This window comes from Microcoleus sp. CZ3-B2 (assembly GCF_036705055.1).
In the GTDB taxonomy this organism is placed as follows: domain Bacteria; phylum Cyanobacteriota; class Cyanobacteriia; order Cyanobacteriales; family Microcoleaceae; genus Microcoleus.
The window spans coordinates 1-17147 of record NZ_JAUBTN010000095.1; the positions used below are offsets into that span (position 1 = coordinate 1).

The 17147-nt window shown below is 45.2% G+C and carries 14 protein-coding genes; 5 read left to right on the plus strand and 9 right to left on the minus strand.

The features are described from left to right. Positions 1-350 precede the first annotated feature (350 nt). Entirely contained in the window at positions 351-3740 is a 3390-nt protein-coding gene (locus QUA97_RS26525) for a PAS domain S-box protein (RefSeq protein WP_333197189.1), read from the plus strand. A gap of 4 nt (positions 3741-3744) precedes the next feature. After that, complete coding sequence (locus QUA97_RS26530; protein ID WP_333197191.1) at positions 3745-4857, plus strand: hybrid sensor histidine kinase/response regulator; 1113 nt, start codon at positions 3745-3747, stop codon at positions 4855-4857. Positions 4858-5171: 314 nt separating this feature from the next. Here QUA97_RS26530 and QUA97_RS26535 read toward each other — a convergent pair whose 3' ends face one another. Then, positions 5172-6371, minus strand: a complete 1200-nt coding sequence (locus tag QUA97_RS26535) for an NAD(P)/FAD-dependent oxidoreductase (protein ID WP_194065792.1) — start codon at positions 6369-6371, stop codon at positions 5172-5174. A 347-nt stretch (positions 6372-6718) separates the two neighbouring features. On the opposite strand from QUA97_RS26535, the gene QUA97_RS26540 reads away from it, so the two are divergent. Both QUA97_RS26540 and QUA97_RS26545 read left to right on the plus strand, forming a co-directional pair. Further along, positions 6719-6997, plus strand: coding sequence for a hypothetical protein (locus QUA97_RS26540; RefSeq protein WP_194065793.1), 279 nt, complete (start codon positions 6719-6721; stop codon positions 6995-6997). 51 nt (positions 6998-7048) lie between these two features. Then, positions 7049-7588, plus strand: coding sequence for a DUF2231 domain-containing protein (locus QUA97_RS26545; RefSeq protein ID WP_194065794.1), 540 nt, complete (start codon positions 7049-7051; stop codon positions 7586-7588). Between the two features lie 55 nt (positions 7589-7643). Here the strand turns inward: QUA97_RS26545 and cutA are convergent, their stop codons facing one another. From cutA to QUA97_RS26585, 8 genes are all read right to left on the minus strand, one after another. Beyond that, a complete protein-coding gene (gene cutA / locus QUA97_RS26550) occupies positions 7644-7976 on the minus strand; it encodes a divalent-cation tolerance protein CutA (protein WP_333197196.1) in 333 nt (110 codons plus the stop codon). Positions 7977-8399: 423 nt separating this feature from the next. After that, positions 8400-9290, minus strand: a complete 891-nt coding sequence (locus QUA97_RS26555; protein ID WP_333197198.1) for a pentapeptide repeat-containing protein — start codon at positions 9288-9290, stop codon at positions 8400-8402. 250 nt (positions 9291-9540) lie between these two features. Then, a complete protein-coding gene (locus tag QUA97_RS26560; RefSeq protein WP_333197200.1) occupies positions 9541-12048 on the minus strand; it encodes a VIT domain-containing protein in 2508 nt (835 codons plus the stop codon). 849 nt (positions 12049-12897) lie between these two features. After that, a complete protein-coding gene (ilvN, locus tag QUA97_RS26565; RefSeq protein ID WP_194012453.1) occupies positions 12898-13416 on the minus strand; it encodes an acetolactate synthase small subunit in 519 nt (172 codons plus the stop codon). 169 nt (positions 13417-13585) lie between these two features. Further along, on the minus strand, positions 13586-14398 hold the full coding sequence (locus tag QUA97_RS26570; protein WP_333197202.1) for a carbon-nitrogen hydrolase family protein: 813 nt from the start codon (positions 14396-14398) through the stop codon (positions 13586-13588). Positions 14399-14543: 145 nt separating this feature from the next. Further along, positions 14544-14783: a hypothetical protein gene (locus QUA97_RS26575; RefSeq protein ID WP_333197205.1), complete on the minus strand. Its 240-nt coding sequence runs from the start codon at positions 14781-14783 to the stop codon at positions 14544-14546. 118 nt (positions 14784-14901) lie between these two features. Beyond that, complete coding sequence (gene psaJ, locus QUA97_RS26580) at positions 14902-15030, minus strand: photosystem I reaction center subunit IX (RefSeq protein WP_193971956.1); 129 nt, start codon at positions 15028-15030, stop codon at positions 14902-14904. Between the two features lie 116 nt (positions 15031-15146). Beyond that, complete coding sequence (locus QUA97_RS26585) at positions 15147-15635, minus strand: Photosystem I reaction center subunit III (RefSeq protein WP_194012451.1); 489 nt, start codon at positions 15633-15635, stop codon at positions 15147-15149. A gap of 341 nt (positions 15636-15976) precedes the next feature. Between QUA97_RS26585 and tsaD the strand changes: the two genes are divergently transcribed. Then, entirely contained in the window at positions 15977-17047 is a 1071-nt protein-coding gene (gene tsaD / locus QUA97_RS26590) for a tRNA (adenosine(37)-N6)-threonylcarbamoyltransferase complex transferase subunit TsaD (RefSeq protein ID WP_194065800.1), read from the plus strand. The last annotated feature ends 100 nt before the right edge of the window (positions 17048-17147 follow it).

A 17147-nucleotide genomic window follows, 5' to 3' on the forward strand; every position in this document is an offset into this window, starting at 1 on the left:
ATCATTATTACCCAATTATATTTATGCACAAAGGGGTATTGACAAAATCTACTCCTTTCTAACTTGTTACCAATGGTAGTCAGTAGTCATTAGTCTTTAGTCATTAGTCATTAGTCATTAGTCATCGGTCATATCGTTTCCGGTTGCATCGGAATGATGTTAACAGTTAACAGTCAACAGTTAACAGTTAACAGTTAACAGTCAACAGTCAACAGTTAACAGTCAACAGTCAACGCCTGAATTTACTATTCCGATGAAGAGAGGATTTGATATGATTAGTCATTAGTCATTTGGCTGATGACCAAAAGTGTTGCTAAAGTTAGTTAACAATACTTTGTAGGTCTAGACTGATGGAATTTACGAATTTGTTGACAAATTTACGATCGCCCTTAGAATTTGTCGATCGCCCGCCAGTGACGGTTGCGCCCTCAACTTTGCTCCCAGAGGCGATCGCCCTGATGCGTCGGGCGAGAAACCCTTACCCGCTGCCTAATTCACCTGCACTTCCCGACTCAAACGAAACGGTAAAAGCATCGATTAGTTGCGTCTTAGTTGTCGATGAAAATCAGGTAGTCGGACTGCTAAGCCCCCGAGATGTGCTGAACTTAGTCGCCTCCGAATCTGGATGGCAAACAATGCAAGTTGCCGATGTGATGACCCGAAATTTAATTGTTTTAAAAGAATCAAAACTTACCGATATCTTTAGCATATTTAAGCTATTTTGTCAACATTCTATCGATTGTTTGCCAATTGTGGACGAACAAGGTCAGCCCGTAGGTTTACTCACCGAAAAAAGGATTCGCCCAGAAATTTACAACCTAGTCAAAATTGGGCAGCAAGAAGTTGTAAAACTTCAGCAAAAACAGTCTGAACTCTTAGAAAACCATGCAGAAATCTCCAAAGAAGTCAGCGATCGCCAAAATGCCGAAACAGCCCTGCGCCACAGCGAATCCCGCTACAGGGCGATTGTGGAAGACCAAACCGAACTGATTTGCCGCTACCTCCCCGACGGCACAATCACATTTGTCAATCAAGCTTATTGCCGCTATTTTGGCATGAAACCAGAAGACTTACTTGGTAATAGCTTTCTGCCATTAATTTTAGAACAAGACCGAGAATCTATTGTGGAGCAATATAATTTAGTGTCTCCCGAAAAGCCTGTTTTTACTTGCGAACACCGGGTAATTTTGCCGAAGGGAGAAATTCGCACTCAGCAGTGGAGCGATCGGGCTATATTCGATGAGAGCGGACAAATTGTCGAGTATCAAGCTGCAGGGCGGGATGTTACGGCTCGCAAACAAGCAGAAATCGCTTTGCAGCAACTCAATGCAGAGTTAGAAGTGAGAGTTCAGCAGCGCACTGAACGCTACGAACAAGCCGTATTAACAGCTAAATTGACTGCAGAAAAACTGCAAAACTCCGAAGCTCAACTGCTGGCGCTGTTTAATGCGATGACGGATATCGTGATGGTTTTCGATGGCATGGGCCGCTACCTCAAAGTGGCTCCCACTGCTCCCCAACTGCTGTATAAACCGGCTCCTGAAATGCTGGGCAAAACCATCGCGGAAATCTTCCCGGAAGCGGAAGCTCATTTTGCCCTCAACTACATTCACCAAACCTTGGCATCTGGGAAAATCCATAGAGTTGAATACAGCATGGAAATTGAGGGCAAGTTAATCTGGTTTGATGGCCGTATTTCGCCGCTGGGGGTCGATCGAGTGATGTGGGTAGCGCGAGACATTACCGCTCGCAAAAACGCAGAAGCTGCACTGCAAAAAAGTGAGGAAAAGTTTCGCAATTTGTTTGATGATGCTCCAATTGCGATCTGTTTGGCAACCGTGCGCGACTACCGCTTGAGCGAAGTGAATGCAGCTCATCGGCAGATGTTGGGTTACACTGATGCGGAGTTGGCGACAATGAGTTTAGCTGATATCACCTACCCAGAAGATTTAGAAGCAGATTTAGAGCAAATCAAGCAGTTAATCGAGGGCAATATTTCTCGCTTCGGGATGGAAAAACGCTTGATTAAGAAGAATGGCGAACTGATGTGGGCTAACTTGACGGTGACGCTGATCCGCGACGGCGAGGGTCTTCCTCTCTACAGCATGGCGGCGATCGAAGATATCAGCGATCGCAAGCGAGCAGAAATAGAATTGCAACAGTTAAAAGAACGGCTACAATTTTTGCTAGCCTTCAATCCGGCGGTAATTTTTACTGTGGAGCCGAGAGGGAATTTTCGTACTACTTATATTAGCGACAACGTGAGGACGATAGTTGGCTACGACTCTCACAAACTGTTAACAGATTCTCACTTTTGGTTGAATCGCATTCACCCTGAAGATCGACCGGAATTTATAGAAAAGTTTTCTAATTTATCCGATGGTAAAAATTCTATTTTCGAGTACCGCTTTCGGCACAGAGACGGATTTTACCGCTGGCTGCGGACGGAACTAAAACTATTGGTAGATAGCAGAGGAAAACCGATCGAAATTATTGGTTACATTGCCGATATCAGCAATTCTAAATACGCTGAAATTGCCAGGGGGCAGCAGTTTGAGCAAGAACGGCTGGTGGAGGCGATCGCCCGTCGCGTCCGCCAGTCTTTGCAATTAGAGGAAATTCTCAACACCACGGTTGCCGAACTCCAGCAAATATTGTTAGCCGATCGAGTTTTGGTTTATCAAATTTTACCTAAAAGTGGCGGTTTGGTCGTTGCTGAAGCCGTGGCAGAAAGATGCAGCCCGCTGGTAGGGAATTTTTTGGGCGAAGAGGTTTTTCCTGCCGAAAGCTATCAGCTTTATTTGCAAGGGCGAATTCGTGCGATTTCCGATATAAATGAGACCTCTATTACACCTTGTATGGTCGAGTTTATGAAACAAATTGAAGTGAGGGCAAAGTTGGTAGTGCCGATTATTCAGCAGGGCCAGCTTTGGGGATTGCTGATTGCACACCAGTGCGATGGGCCCAGGGATTGGCAAGAATCGGAAATCAATTTATTTCAGCAGTTGGTTAATCAATTGGCGATCGCCATTCACCAATCTCTACTCTACCAGCAACTGCAAGCTGAACTGAGCGAGCGCTTCCAAGCGGAAGTAAATTTGAAAAACTCCCTCAAAGAGAAAGAGATTTTGCTCAAAGAAATTCACCACCGCGTCAAAAATAACCTCTGCGTCGTTGCCAGTTTGTTAGAATTGCAATCTAACACAGTTTCCGATCCCCAATTAGCCCAAATGTTTGAAGAAAGTCAGAACCGCCTGTACTCTATGGCTCTGATTCACGAGAAACTGTACAGATCGACTAACCTGGCGCAAATTAATTTTGGCGAATATCTCGAAGATTTGGTAACTAACTTGTTTCACTCTTATAATATTAGTGACAACCGCATTCTGTTGCAGGTAATAGCTGAACCAATTTCCCTCAATCTAGAGACTGCTACTCCTTGTGGCTTAATTGCCAATGAATTGGTTTCAAATATCCTGAAACACGCTTTTCCTGATGGTGCTAGCGGTACAGTTAGTGTAGAATGCTATCAAACGGGCGATCGGCAAATCCACCTCTTGGTCAAGGACAATGGCATTGGCTTTCCTCAAAACTTAGATTTTCGGAAAACTAACTCGATGGGCTTTCAAGTTGTCTGCACCTTAACCGAACAGTTAGAAGGAAGCATCGAACTCTCAAGAAAAATCGGCACCGAATTTCACGTGATATTTAACGAACTCAACTACTGTCAAAGGTTTTAAAGTCATGATATTTCCAACTCAAGAAATTAATATTTTAATTGTCGAAGACGAACTATTAATCGCTAAAAATTTATCTGTAAAATTAGAAAAATTGGGATATACAATCGCTGGTATCGTTTCTTCAGGAGCCGATGCCATCCAGCGTGCAGGCGAAATCAAACCCGATTTAATTTTAATGGATATAGTCATAAAAGGCGAGATTGACGGCATAGAAACAGCAACAAGGATTAATCAAAAATTAGATATCCCAATTATCTATACAACTGCCTATGCAGACGACGAAACTTTGCAGCGAGCCGAAAATAGTGGTTCTTACGGCTACCTCCTCAAACCGTTTAAAGAAAGAGAATTGCACGCTACGATCAAGATAGCGCTGAGCAAACATCAAGAAGCAGTTAAAATGCAAACACTTATTGCATTAGCCGCCGCGAAAAGCAACAATAGATCGCGATTTATTTCAATGGCATACCACGATTTAAACACTCCTTTAACTACGATACAACTATCGGCGGAAATGCTGGAAGATAGCGAATTACATAAAACTCCCGAAACTCCCAATAAAAATGTCGCTCGTATCAAAAAAGCCGTCAGTAATATGAGTGGATTGCTGGAGGATATTTTAATGCTCAGTAAAGCAGAAGCCGGCAAACTTTCCTTGAATTTAGATAGTTTAAATGTGACAGATTTCTGCTGCTCTATTTTAGAAGAATTGCAACCTATCGTCACCGATAAACACATCCTAAATTTTCGCGCCCAAACAAAGCAGCTGTACGCCAATCTTGATGTAAAATTGCTGCACCACCTCCTGACTAATTTGCTATCAAATGCTATTAAATATTCTCCTAAGGGCGGCAATGTTAGTTTAGAATTAAGCTGCGAAAACCAGCAAATAATATTTTGTGTTCGAGATGAAGGAATAGGAATGACAGCGGAATATGAAGGAAAACTATTTCAGCAGTTTGAACGTGGTCCTAATGTAGGTAAGATTAAAGGATCGGGTTTGGGACTCTGCATTGTCAAACACATAGTTGACCTGCACGGCGGTACAATAAGTGTGGAAAGTGCTATTGATAAAGGTACTACATTTATTGTCGCGCTTCCTTTTCTTGGTCATTAGTTATTAGTTAGTGGTTATTGGTTATTGGTTATTGGTTATTGGTTATTGGTTATTAGTTATTGGTTATTGGTTATTAGTCATTAGTCATTAGTCATTAGCTGAAAGGGGGCGGGTTAACCAACTATAGCGGTTCTCAAGCGTGGTGAGGTATGCCCTATGCCCTATGCCCGGTTTGGCCTATGCCCTATGCCCGGTTTGGCCTATGCCCTATCCCCTATCCCGGATAGTACCTCATCTTTCAGAGAAAGGCTATATCTATAATTCCAACTAATAATATACATTAACCCGCCCTACCCACTAACAGTTAAGATTAGTCATTTTTTAACAAATCTATCTGGAGACAAAAGCTCGTAGCGTAGCGGGGCGTAAGCCATCGCCCAATCTTTTTCTCCCGCCGCCCAATTTGCAAATCGCTCAGCTAAAGCGGGTACAATAGCCAAAGGATTGCTCAAACCCGAAAAAACCTGCAATCCAGGGCGATCGCCAATCGGCCCCACTACAGGCAAATTATCGGCGCTAAAGGCTACAATACAATCGTGCCAAGTTGCAGGTAAATTTGCCACATCTGGCAAAACCTTGCCGATACCGGCACGAATTGCCTTTTCGCTAGTTTGGCGATCGACTTTAGTATTCAAATCGCTCAAAGTGCGCGACAATTGCCCAATCCGCAAACTGCCATCATTAAACCGAATTGCACCAGCATCTAAAATCGGCGGGTGCAACTCTTTATCCGGTTCATCCCAAAGAAAATCTACCTCAATTTTACTCGATTCAGCTTCCAATTCAAAACGTTTTAATAGCGCAGGCATCACCAAAGTCCTGAGTTGCAAATCCACAGGTGGAGTCTCCAAAATCTCAGCGCGAGTAAAATAAACTCCTGCCGAAATACCTGCAGCCTTCAGCAAACTTCGACTCCAACCTCCCGCACAAATCACTGCATTTTCGCAAGCATAATTTTCGCGTACCGTTTTGACTCCCGAAATCCGATTTCCTTCTGCAATCAACCCAGTTACTTCAGCAAATTCTATAGTTCCTCCCAACCGCAAAAACCCTTGACAATAAGCTTGATTTGTGGCTGTGGGGGAAATGTGACCGTGACGGACAGTCAGAGCTCCGGCGATCGCACTTTTATTCAGCAAAGGTTCCAACTCACCAGCTTCTGCAGCGCTCAAAAGCTGCGGAGGAATTGCAAAATGGGCGTAATTAGCCGCTACTTGTTCGGCATCGCTTCCCGCATCAATTGTCAGCAACAAATCCAACTCGCGAAACTCCGTATCAGCATCTAATTGGGCCGATAAATTGCGGTGGCGTTCGATACCTTCCTGACATAATTGGCGAGTTAAATCAGTCGTCCCCGACCAATAAGCCAAGCCGCCGTAACTAAAACGAGTAGCATTTTGCATCGCAGTATCTCGTTCTAAAAGTAGCACCGAAAAACCTTTTTTTCTGAGTTCGTAACTCACTGCTGCGCCCGTAATTCCGCCGCCGACAACAATCCAATCGTAACTTTTCATTAGCAATTTAAAGGAAAAGAACAAATAATATCAAATCCTCTCTTTATCGGAATAGTAAATTCACTGTTGACAGTTAACAGTTAACAGTCAACAGTCAACAGTCAACAGTTAACAGTCAACAGTTAACAGTTAACATCATTCCGATGCAACCGGAATTAATATAATACTTTGATTTTAGCTTAGGTAGTTTGGGAACCAGCTCAAAAGTCTCTACCTAGAGGAAGATGCTGCGCGCGATCGGCATAACTGCAATTTACACCCCTTGGGAGATGTTTGCGGAGGGATATTTTTTGTTCAATATTAGGAATTACAGCCAGCAAAAAATTTAGAAATACTACAGAGGTTTTATGAGTATCGACAAACCGGGCAGAGATATGGAACGCACTGCCAATCCGGGCGATCGCATTTCCGACAAACCGCAAACCATCGAAGAAAAAGCCAAGCAACTGGCGGTAGATAACGTGCCAGACATCACGGGAGACACAGTTACAGTTCCAACTTATTTCATTGTAGAAGAACCAGACGGGGAAAAGAAAGCCCTGCACCACGTCAAAGATGCGGAAGAAATTTCTGACGTAGTTCGGCAGATCCGCGTTGACGAAAATGGCGATCGGATTATGGATTAACTTTAATCCCATAAAAACGGGTTTGTCGTACAAAAGTTATCTGTAAAAATCATGGAAACAAATCAAACAAATAGTACACCTTATCCTAATATTCCGCCGATTCTCGAAAGTGATGACGCAGAGTATCGCGATGCCGGGATTACCAGTACAGTTTCAGTTGCGGGCCATCCCCTCCACCCAGTGCTGATTGTGTTTCCGATCGCCTTTTTAGTCGGAGCCGCCGGCACGGATATCGGTTATTGGCTGACAAGCGATCCATTTTGGGCGAGAGCTTCGGTTTGGCTGATCGGTTGCGGTTTTGGTGCGGGGATTTTGGCGGGAATCACGGGCTTTTTAGATTTTACGAGAATTAAAAGAGTGCGCGATCGCAGTGCCGGTTGGTTGCACATGGGCGGCAATGTGGCCGCTCTCGTACTTTCCCTGATTAACCTGCTGTTGCGACAGGGAAATCCCGCTGAGCCGATCGTCTTTACAGGTTTAGCCTTGTCAGTCGTCGTTGCTTCCTTGCTGGGCGTTACAGGCTGGTTCGGCGGCGAACTAAGTTTTCGTCACAAAGTCGGTGTCATCGGCCCTACCAGTCAAAATTTGTAGGTTTCCAACCGTTTGTAGCAGGGACTTGATTCCCTATTTTTGGGAGAATTTACGACTAAAGTTCTGACTCCAAACTTAAAGATTGTCCCAGCCAATGGAGATAAGCCTCGCTGCCAGCGACAATCGGAATAGCAATAATTTCGGGAACTTCATAGGAATGAAGTTCCTGTATTTTTGTTTTTAAAGCCTCAAATTTAGCCAAATCAGTTTTAATCACCAACTGCCACTCCGCCTCGGAATGAATCTCGCCTTGCCAAGTATAAATCGAGCGAATCGGCGACAAACTCACACAAGCAGCCAGCTTGTTTTCGACGAGAGATTTAGCGATATTCTCGGCCTCGGCTTCCGAGCCTGCTGTTACCAGTACCACTCCGAAATTAAATGTCATAACGATTAAGTTTTGAGATTAAATAATTAATTTGAATAGAAAAGCCCGATCGCATTTTCTAGCAGGAAAAGGGTAAGCTGTCCCGCAAATAAACATTGTATATTCAGGGCTAGCGGGACACCCGACTCATTGTGCGATCCTTTTTTTAACATACAATTAATTTAAATACCGCCATAGCTTAGGAATAAAAATTTAATAACTTAAGCAATTGCTCGTTACCAGGAAGAGCCTGGTAATGATTCTGGGGCGAGGAAGAGTCTCCTTTTATCTAGCAACTTACGGGAGAGAGGACTGTAGGAGGTGTTTAAGTTATTAAGTTTTCGATCCTTAGACATTCCCAATTCCCAATTCCCAATTCCCAATTCCCAATTCCTAATAACCAATAACCAATAACCAATAACCAATAACTACTAACTAATTATTTTAAATTGCCGCAACTTCCCAAGAATTGATTCTGCACGCCCCAGCTAAGGAAAAGTAGCGCCTAGTAGATTCCGGCAAAATAGCTCCCGCCAACAAAGCACTGTCTAAATTAGCTCCGATTAAAGTCGCCTCGCTCAAATCTGCTGCCATCAAATCAGTTTGACACAGCTTTGTCCAATTCAGATTTGCTCCGATCAAACAACTTCCCTTAAACTTAGCCCCAGTTAAGTTTGCACCAGCCAATTTAACGCCTCGCAACTGAGCCGCACTGAAATTTGCTCCCGCCAAATTCGAGCCTTCTAAATTAGCTCCCATCAGTTTAGCTTCGCTGACATTAACGCCGCTCAAATCTGCACCGCAAAGATTCACCCCTGTCAACTGCGCTCGCCGCAGACTGACTCCGGTTAGTTGAGCTCCAAAAAGTTTTGCACTGTTGAGCTTTGCACCGTAAAGGTTGGCCCATTTAAAATTAGCTCCCGTCAGATTCGCGCCCAGCAAGTTAACTAATTGCAAGTCGGCGCTGCACAAATTGGCATTCCACAATACAGCACTCCGCAGGTTTGCGCCGCTTAAATTTGCGCCGCTTAATTTAGCTCTAGGCAATTTTGCTTTTACCAAAAAAGCTCCGCTCAAATTAGCTTTTGTCAAATCTGCGCCGGAGAGTTTGGTTTCGCCCATTTTGGCAAAACTCAGATTTGTTCTGTGCATTTGTGCGCCTTTGAGCGTTGCTTTGGTGAGAAATGCTCTGCTGAGGTTCGCCCCGGAAAGATTAGCGCCCGAAAGGTTGACTCCGATTAAGATGGCTCCGCTGAGGTTCGCACCGCGCAAATCGGCTCCAGCAAAGTCTCTTTCTCCTTTTTCGTAATTGTTGAGCAGTTCGCTAACTTCCATAGGGCGTGATACCTTCTCTGATTGGGGGGGCGATCGAGAAATCTTAATTAGGAGGTTGTTTCAGAAATGGAACTGTGTCAGAAATTAGACTGTTTTAGCGTTTGCCTCAAACTTTATAACTTCCTATAACACCAGTTTCTGTTCAAACACAATCTCTTAATAAAGATTTTATATTGTTCTCACAGTAGCGATCGCCATTTCGGTACTTTTGACTTAAAAGTTAATGTTCCTTGACATAGATAGTCATTCCTTAACGATCGGGATTAATCCGCAAATTCAGGCGCACCGTACCCTGGAACCCTGCCGGCGGTTGCCAGGAAATCAAGGCTTTCTTGAGAGTCTCTAGAGCGTCTGTTGCTTTCAGGGTAGAGCTTCCAGAGTCTATCGCCACTTTCTGTACGCGGCCGTTTTGTACCGAAAACTCCCACACCGTCTCACCGCTAACTCCCGCCGGGAGATTAACAGATTGCAAGTATTGAGTCAAAGCAGCGCGACTCGCGGCATCCAAGCCTTGGGCACTGACTACTTGCAAGCGAGAAGTCAAAGGCTTCGGCGCGGGCGGCGGCGGCGGTGCTGGTTCGGCGTAAGGGGCTAGCCGCGCGACACCAGGAGCTGGACTCACCGGTAGCGGGCTCCGAGTCGGGGTCATACTGCGAACCCTGCCCCTAGTTTGCTCGTCCTTCTGGGCATCAAAAATACCTTCATAGCTGACACCCTGCGGCAATTCTACAGGCACTTGCACGCGACGGCGCGATCCATCTGGATCGACTCGCACTTCTTCGCTCACCGCCACCAAAGCCGTGTATTCCGATAGCAAGTGATAAGTCAGAGCAGTATTAGTCACAGCTTCCACCAGAGATTTAGTCTCGCCGCCAAACATTTGATTCATTAAACCTTTAATGCGCGATCGCCCCCAAAGTTGAGCCACCGCCGGATTACCAAAATCTGTAACACTTGCTGCGACTGAAGTTGACTCCCGCTGTCGCCCCGATTCGGGAGCAAAATTCACAGGTAAAATCTGCTCGTAAACTTTGCCGCCGGCTTGAGTGCCGCGGATGCGAAGTTTGCCGTTAGCCCGATCGCTCTTTTTGCCAAACAAAACCAGCGGTTGACTGGTAAATAAGTCTGGCGGGGCGATCGGATAAATCTCTGGTTTTTCCCCCATTCCTTCCCAACTAACTTGAATATTAGTCAATACCGGATTATTAATTTGGCGAAAAAACTTTTCAGCAGCCGGTGCTGACGGTTCATCTTGACGAACTACTTGAGAAGTACCTCTTCCCACTTCTGCCAAACGGTTGAGCAAAAACCGATTCACCGAACTGCCCACACCAAAACTATAAAGTCGATTTCCCGGTTTCAGACTCTGCTGCACCTGGGCGAGAACTTCATTTTCATTACCAATATAACCGTCAGTAATCAGTACAATACTCCGCAGAGTTCCTGTTTTTGTCGCTGGAAACTTCATCACAGTTTGAATGCCGTTGAGCAGTTCTGTGCCGCCGTTAGCCTGCAAAGCATCGATATACTTAATTGCCATTTGTCGATTAGCTTCTGTATTCGCTAAAGGAGTTGTTGAAAGCGCTTTCGCAGTGTTGGCAAAATCAATAATAGTAAAAGTATCCTTGGGATTTAGCCCTTGAATGAAGCGACGCATCAACTCCTTAGATTTTGCCAGCGGTTCGCCCTGCTGGGAACCGGAAGTATCCATCAAAAATACGACATCTTTCGGTACAATTTCATTGGTTTTGTAGTTTAAGGCGGGAATCAAATAAGTAGCAAAATGACCGCCCCGCTGGTCGGATTGAGTCAGGACTGTGGCGCGAGTATTTTCGCCTGCTACTCGATAGCGCAGAATTAAATCTTTATTGGGAATTGTGTCAGAGTCAGCTAATTTGACGCGAACAATATTGGCGCTGCGGTCAGTGGTAATTTGATGGGAAGTAGAGCGGACATCGCCGATCGCCACTCCGGCATCTATTTCTACCTCCACAGCGATATCGTGACCCGATCGCGTTCCGGGAGTCAAAACAGGCGGGTTAATGCGATCGGGATCGGTCGTATTTCGCGAAACGTAGCGCGGCCCAACCACCGTGGGAAACACAAATTCGTAATCGCCACCGACAAACTTGAGACTTTCGGTGTAGCGAATCCTAACTTCAATTTTTTCTCCCGGTTTGATATTAGCCAGAGACTGAGTAAAAATATTATCGCGTTCTTGTTCCAACAAACCCGCAGTCCGGCCTTCTTGGCGAGCTTTTTGGTAAATTTCCAAAGCTTCATCGCGCCGTTTGATATCACCTTTAATAATGCGATCGCCGATTTTAATTTCCATGTCATCCACCGCCGCTTCGTCGGGTAAAGGAAAGACATAAACAGCTTCTAAAGATTCGGGAAAAGGATTTTCAAACTTCTGAACAACTTCGACGCGGGAGATATTGCCGGCAATTTTGGCTTTGACTTCGGTTTTTTTGAGAGGAAATACTTGTTCTCGGGCGGTATTTTGAGTTTTGACGAACAAACCGCCGACATGACAGCGAGTTTCGGGCGATCGCGCGCCACTGCAACGAACATCGTTACTAGCAAGGATTTTCGGCGTTACAGACGAGTAATTTGGCCCCAAGGCGTTGGCTTGAGCCGCGTTTGGAGCTAGCCACACGCCGCACTCGTTAGCGAAGCCCTCGAAGAGGATCGCAGCAAACAATGCGATACCAGCAGAAAGCAATTGTTGAGGGGACAGAACGCAGACAAACTTCATAGCGTATTTATCATCAGACTTGAGGTGCTCTGTCTACCATGACCTTAGCATTGGCGAAACGTTCCTGAGTTACCTTTCTGGAAACAGTGAGGGAACCTGTGTTTTGCATTTACATAGAGCAGTTCTCATAAAAATTAATACCGGATGCGGGAAACTCAGCGACTTTAGTCCTGAGAGGGAAGCGACACGGGGACTGAAGTCAAGAGTGTTCTTTCTTGTTGCTATTGTTATTGAGATATTGTATTATGTTCGACAAGTAAGTAAGAACAAACATCTACGTGTTGAGACATCCTAGTACGGAGAAATTCCCGCCCCTGGAAACAACGGTTGAGCGCAAGTTTGATGACAGTATGACAGTAAAGGGCAAATAACAGCAGGTTGTTGAGCGTACCGTATTTTGGCAAGCGTGATGGTTCAGAAAACTTTAAAACGACAAAAGTAGCTAAAAACCTAAACTTGATTTGGGTGACTAAGTAGACGTTGTTTGGCTAGCGTAGCGAGAATCAGACTTTAGTAATAACTAAAGTTATTCTGTCAGCAGAATCGAGCGTGGCTTTAGCCCGCTTGAGTGTCAACAAGATGAGGTATTGACAGATCTATCTCTCAATCCCTGACTCCCCCAATCTAAAATCTAAAATCGACTGACTTCTCAATCTAAAATCTAAAATCCCTCAATCTAAAATCGACTGACTTCTCACCTTTTGGAGAGTGTCAAATATGTAAATTATTGATAGTGCTGTCCCCCCGAACATCGACTTCGCTCGGGGGAGACAGCACTATATAATTCCGATGCTACCGGATTTGATATTAGCTCCGTTACATCTCCTATGTTCAGGCTTGACTGCTTGCTTAAACTTTCGCTTCCAAAGACTTGAGAAACTCCGTATTTACCCCCGACTCCCGCGTCAGGGCAATTTTTCCAGTCCGAGCAATTTCCTTAATCCCAAATTTATTCAGAACTTGGACGATCGCCACCATTTTACCCGGATCTCCGACAACTTCCAAAGTCAGCGTATCATCACCAATATCCACCACTCGCGCTCTAAAAATCTGAGCTAACTCAATGATCTCCGATCGCGTCCCGCTAGCGGCATTAACTTTCAGCAACATCAACTCCCGTTCCACACAGGGAGTTTCCGTTATATCCTGAACTTTGAGCACATTAATCAACTTGTACAGTTGCTTGGTCAACTGTTCGATCACCCGATCGTCTCCCGGTACAACCATCGTAATCCGAGACACTCCCACTTGCTCCGCCGGGCCGACGGCCAGACTTTCAATATTAAAACCCCGACGGGCAAACAAACCAGCAATTCGAGTGAGGACACCCGCTTCATCTTCAACTAAAACCGAAAGAGTGTGTTTCATTTCTCCAAAAAAGACGCATTTCGTGCAATTCTACTTTCGCCAATTCTCCTTTTAGCAGAACTGCACGGTCATTGAACCTTCATTAAACAATATGTTTGGCTCAAAATTATTTAGGCTTTTTCCCTGACGGAAACCGAAATTTTGAGACCCATTGGATCTCAAAAATCCTTTACAGAAAAACCCGGTGTTGCAGCGATGGCATTTGGCGGCGGACTTGTTCTAGCCGATCGGGATTAATCTCTGCAATCGCCACACCCGGTTCCTCTCCCGCGTCCGCCAAAACCACACCCCAAGGGTCTATAATCATCGCGTGACCGTGAGTTTGACGGCGGCCGTAGTGGCGTCCAGTCTGTGCCGGGGCGATCGCGTAACAAGTATTTTCGATCGCCCTAGCTTGCAGCAAAACCTTCCAGTGATCCTTACCCGTGTAAGCCGTAAAAGCGGCCGGCACGAACAAAACATCAGCACCCTTTTGCGACAAATACCTGTACATTTCCGGGAACCGCACGTCATAGCACACAGAAAGTCCCAGCGTCCCCAACTCCGGCGACACATAAACCTGCGGCCAATCTTCACCAGCTTTCACCGTGTTTGATTCCCTGTAAGTAATGCCGTCTGGTACATTCACATCAAATAAATGTACTTTTTTGTACCTTGCCAACTCCTTGCCGTTTGGGTCTACCAGCAAACAAGTATTGTATACCTTCCCGCTCTCGGTCGGCACCGGAAACCCGCCACCCAGAATCGTTACCTGGAAGCGCAGGGCCATAGTTTTGAGGAATTTTTCGCTTTGGAGTCCGATCGCCTCTGCTTGAGCAATTTTATCCTCTTCTTCTCCCATAAAGGAGAAATTTTCTGGTAAGGAAATTAATTCCGCACCCCGACGTACTGCTAGGTCGATTAATTCCTCTGCCTGAACCAAATTTTTTTCCAGGTCAGGCAAGCTAGTCATTTGAATTGCTGCGGCGAGATAAGACTTCATCGATTCACAATATTAGTCAATAGTCAATAGTCATTAGTCAATAGTCATCAGTCATCAGTCATTAGTCATCAGAAACTTGAGAAACTAATGTGGTAACTAGATATAGCCTTTCAAGGGAAAGATGAGGTACTATGCGGCATAGGGCCTAAGCATACCTCACCACGCGATCGAACCGCTCTAGTTGAAAATTTTGGCTTTTTCCCACTGGCGCGGGGGAAGCCTCTCTTCGGAGTGCTTTTGTAGTGTGAGGTGTTGCAATCCTGAGTTTTCCCCGCTGGCGAGTTTTCCCCGCCAGCGAGTCTAAATCTGGGCCGCAACACCTCGCACTCAAACAAAAAATACTTTTTACCAAGCCGGAGATTTTCCCCGCGCGGGTGGCCTTCAACCAACCGGCTTTGAGAGTTTTGATGTTTGAAATTTCAATTCACATTTAATTCAAAACTCAAAACTCAAAACTCTCAACTATTTTCCCCTAGGTTTGGCGATCTAATTTCGCTCAAATCTTACGGTAGCGGATGGAAAAGCAAGTCTGGGAAAAAGCGGTTAAATTCAATCAAGCCCGCAGCTTGAATTGAGATCCAGAGGATAGCCAATACTGGTGCTGTCGAAAGAAACTTGACAAAATATTGCATGAATTCTGCTCCTGAAAATTTGAGACAGGTGGTAATTGTCGGTCTACCGCTAATTGCGCTAATTTGCAGTGCAATTGGTTAACTACTAGCTATTAGCGCCGATCCATTTCCCAATTTTAGCGGGGGGAAACAGTAATTTCATCGTCCTTAGCAAACATTTCACCGGTGGTGATTTCTTTGACAGCCGCCAGAGGCCACAAAACACCGCTCAGCATACAGCTAATTGCCAAAGGAACGTCGATAATAATCTCTTTTTCCTCGGGAGTTGATGATTTTTTGGCTGCTTGCAGGTAAGCGCGGCCCACCCAACCAATCCAACCAGCAATATACAAGAACAGGACGCTGGGAATCAAAAAGTCGCCAGCGAAACTCAAATTGCCGTCTACGATTAAGTGCGGGTATCCTTCCGGGCCGCACATCTCGGCAGAATAACGCTCGAATCGCGCTTTCGCAGATGCTGGGTCGCCATTTGTAGAACGCGCATTTTTAGCAAGTTCTTGGAATGCGGGAGAGTCTTTGCACGGCACTAAATTGTAAGCCGAAGCAACTGGAGCAAAACTGAACCACAGACTAACCACTAAAATTGCAGCAAACAATCGTCGCATGAAATTGTTTCCCTTTGTTACAAAACAATAAGTTTTTTTACAAGCATTTCAACTTGCCGATCGCGAATCTAGATTACCGCACTTGCTGAGAGTGTAAAATCTCCATCATTGATGCGGGAAAACCTAATACAATCAGGGATTCGCATTTTATCAGTCAGCGTGAGAGCTAGCAATACCGCAAGGATATTTCACAGCTTGCATCACTTCTCGATCGCCCGCATCTGTCCACAGGACAGGCAGATGCTCCTAGGAGCTATAACCTGAGTACAAGTATAGCGGGGGAGTTGCGCCGAATTAGTTAAGCTAGCAATAGCTAACCTATCAAATAAAATTACCAGTTAATGGCAACCATTTTCGCGATCGAAACAAGTTGTGACGAAACAGCAGCAGCAATTGTTAAGAATCGTCAAGTTTGCAGCAATGTTGTAGCATCACAAATTAAAATCCACCAGCAGTATGGTGGAGTAGTACCCGAAGTAGCTTCGCGCAGTCACCTAGAAATGCTAAATCAGGTAATTGCCCAGTGTTTGAGTGAAGCCAACCTGAGTTGGTCAGAAATTGACGGCATTGCAGCCACTTGTGCACCCGGTTTAGTAGGTGCATTGTTAGTCGGGCTCACAGCAGCCAAAACCTTAGCAATAGTCCACCAAAAACCTTTTTTAGGTGTCCACCACCTCGAAGGACACATCTACGCTTCTTACCTTACCGAACCCGACTTGCAGCCACCATTTTTGTGCTTGTTAGTTTCCGGGGGACACACCAGCTTGATTTACGTCAAAGATTGCGGCGTTTACGAAACAGTAGGACAAACACGCGACGATGCAGCCGGTGAAGCTTTTGATAAAGTCGCCCGACTCTTGCAGCTAGGATATCCAGGCGGGCCGGTAATTGACAAATTAGCAGCCCTTGGCAATCCCCAAGCATACCCCCTACCAGAAGGCAGAATTTCGATGCCGGGAGGCGGCTACCATCCCTACGATAGTAGCTTTAGCGGGTTGAAAACAGCAGTTTTGCAATTAGTGCAGAAACTTAAAAAACAAGATATTAATACCGGTGGCGAAGGCATTTTAGCTGACTCTACAATTAATGATATTGCGGCGAGTTTTCAGGAAACAGTAGCTAAGAGTTTAACAAAAAGAGCGATCGGCTGCGCGCTAGATTTCGGGCTCAGCACTATTGTAGTAGGCGGCGGAGTTGCAGCAAACAGCGGACTGCGAAAACACTTACAAACAGCAGCAACCAAACACAAATTGCGAGTATTGTTTCCCCCATTAAAATATTGTACAGACAACGCAGCAATGATCGGCTGTGCCGCAGCAGAACACTTGCAGCGAGGACACACATCACCGCTGAATTTAGGAGCAAATTCGCGGATGGCAGTTAGCGATATTATGGAACTGTACAGCAGTTGACTGTTATTAGTTGTTTGTTATTAGTTATTAGTTATTAGTTATTGGTTATTGGTTATTGGTTATTGGTTATTGGTTATTGGTTATTGGTTATTGGTTATTG

Coding starts and splice junctions, on each gene's coding strand:
- tsaD (WP_194065800.1), top strand. CDS start 15,977: ATGGCAACCATTTTCGCGATCGAAACAAGTTGTGACGAAACAGCAGCA.
- QUA97_RS26570 (WP_333197202.1), bottom strand. CDS start 14,398: ATGAAGTCTTATCTCGCCGCAGCAATTCAAATGACTAGCTTGCCTGAC.
- QUA97_RS26525 (WP_333197189.1), top strand. CDS start 351: ATGGAATTTACGAATTTGTTGACAAATTTACGATCGCCCTTAGAATTT.
- cutA (WP_333197196.1), bottom strand. CDS start 7,976: ATGACATTTAATTTCGGAGTGGTACTGGTAACAGCAGGCTCGGAAGCC.
- QUA97_RS26530 (WP_333197191.1), top strand. CDS start 3,745: ATGATATTTCCAACTCAAGAAATTAATATTTTAATTGTCGAAGACGAA.
- QUA97_RS26560 (WP_333197200.1), bottom strand. CDS start 12,048: ATGAAGTTTGTCTGCGTTCTGTCCCCTCAACAATTGCTTTCTGCTGGT.
- QUA97_RS26540 (WP_194065793.1), top strand. CDS start 6,719: ATGAGTATCGACAAACCGGGCAGAGATATGGAACGCACTGCCAATCCG.
- QUA97_RS26585 (WP_194012451.1), bottom strand. CDS start 15,635: ATGCGACGATTGTTTGCTGCAATTTTAGTGGTTAGTCTGTGGTTCAGT.
- QUA97_RS26535 (WP_194065792.1), bottom strand. CDS start 6,371: ATGAAAAGTTACGATTGGATTGTTGTCGGCGGCGGAATTACGGGCGCA.
- QUA97_RS26545 (WP_194065794.1), top strand. CDS start 7,049: ATGGAAACAAATCAAACAAATAGTACACCTTATCCTAATATTCCGCCG.
- QUA97_RS26555 (WP_333197198.1), bottom strand. CDS start 9,290: ATGGAAGTTAGCGAACTGCTCAACAATTACGAAAAAGGAGAAAGAGAC.
- ilvN (WP_194012453.1), bottom strand. CDS start 13,416: ATGAAACACACTCTTTCGGTTTTAGTTGAAGATGAAGCGGGTGTCCTC.
- psaJ (WP_193971956.1), bottom strand. CDS start 15,030: ATGCAATATTTTGTCAAGTTTCTTTCGACAGCACCAGTATTGGCTATC.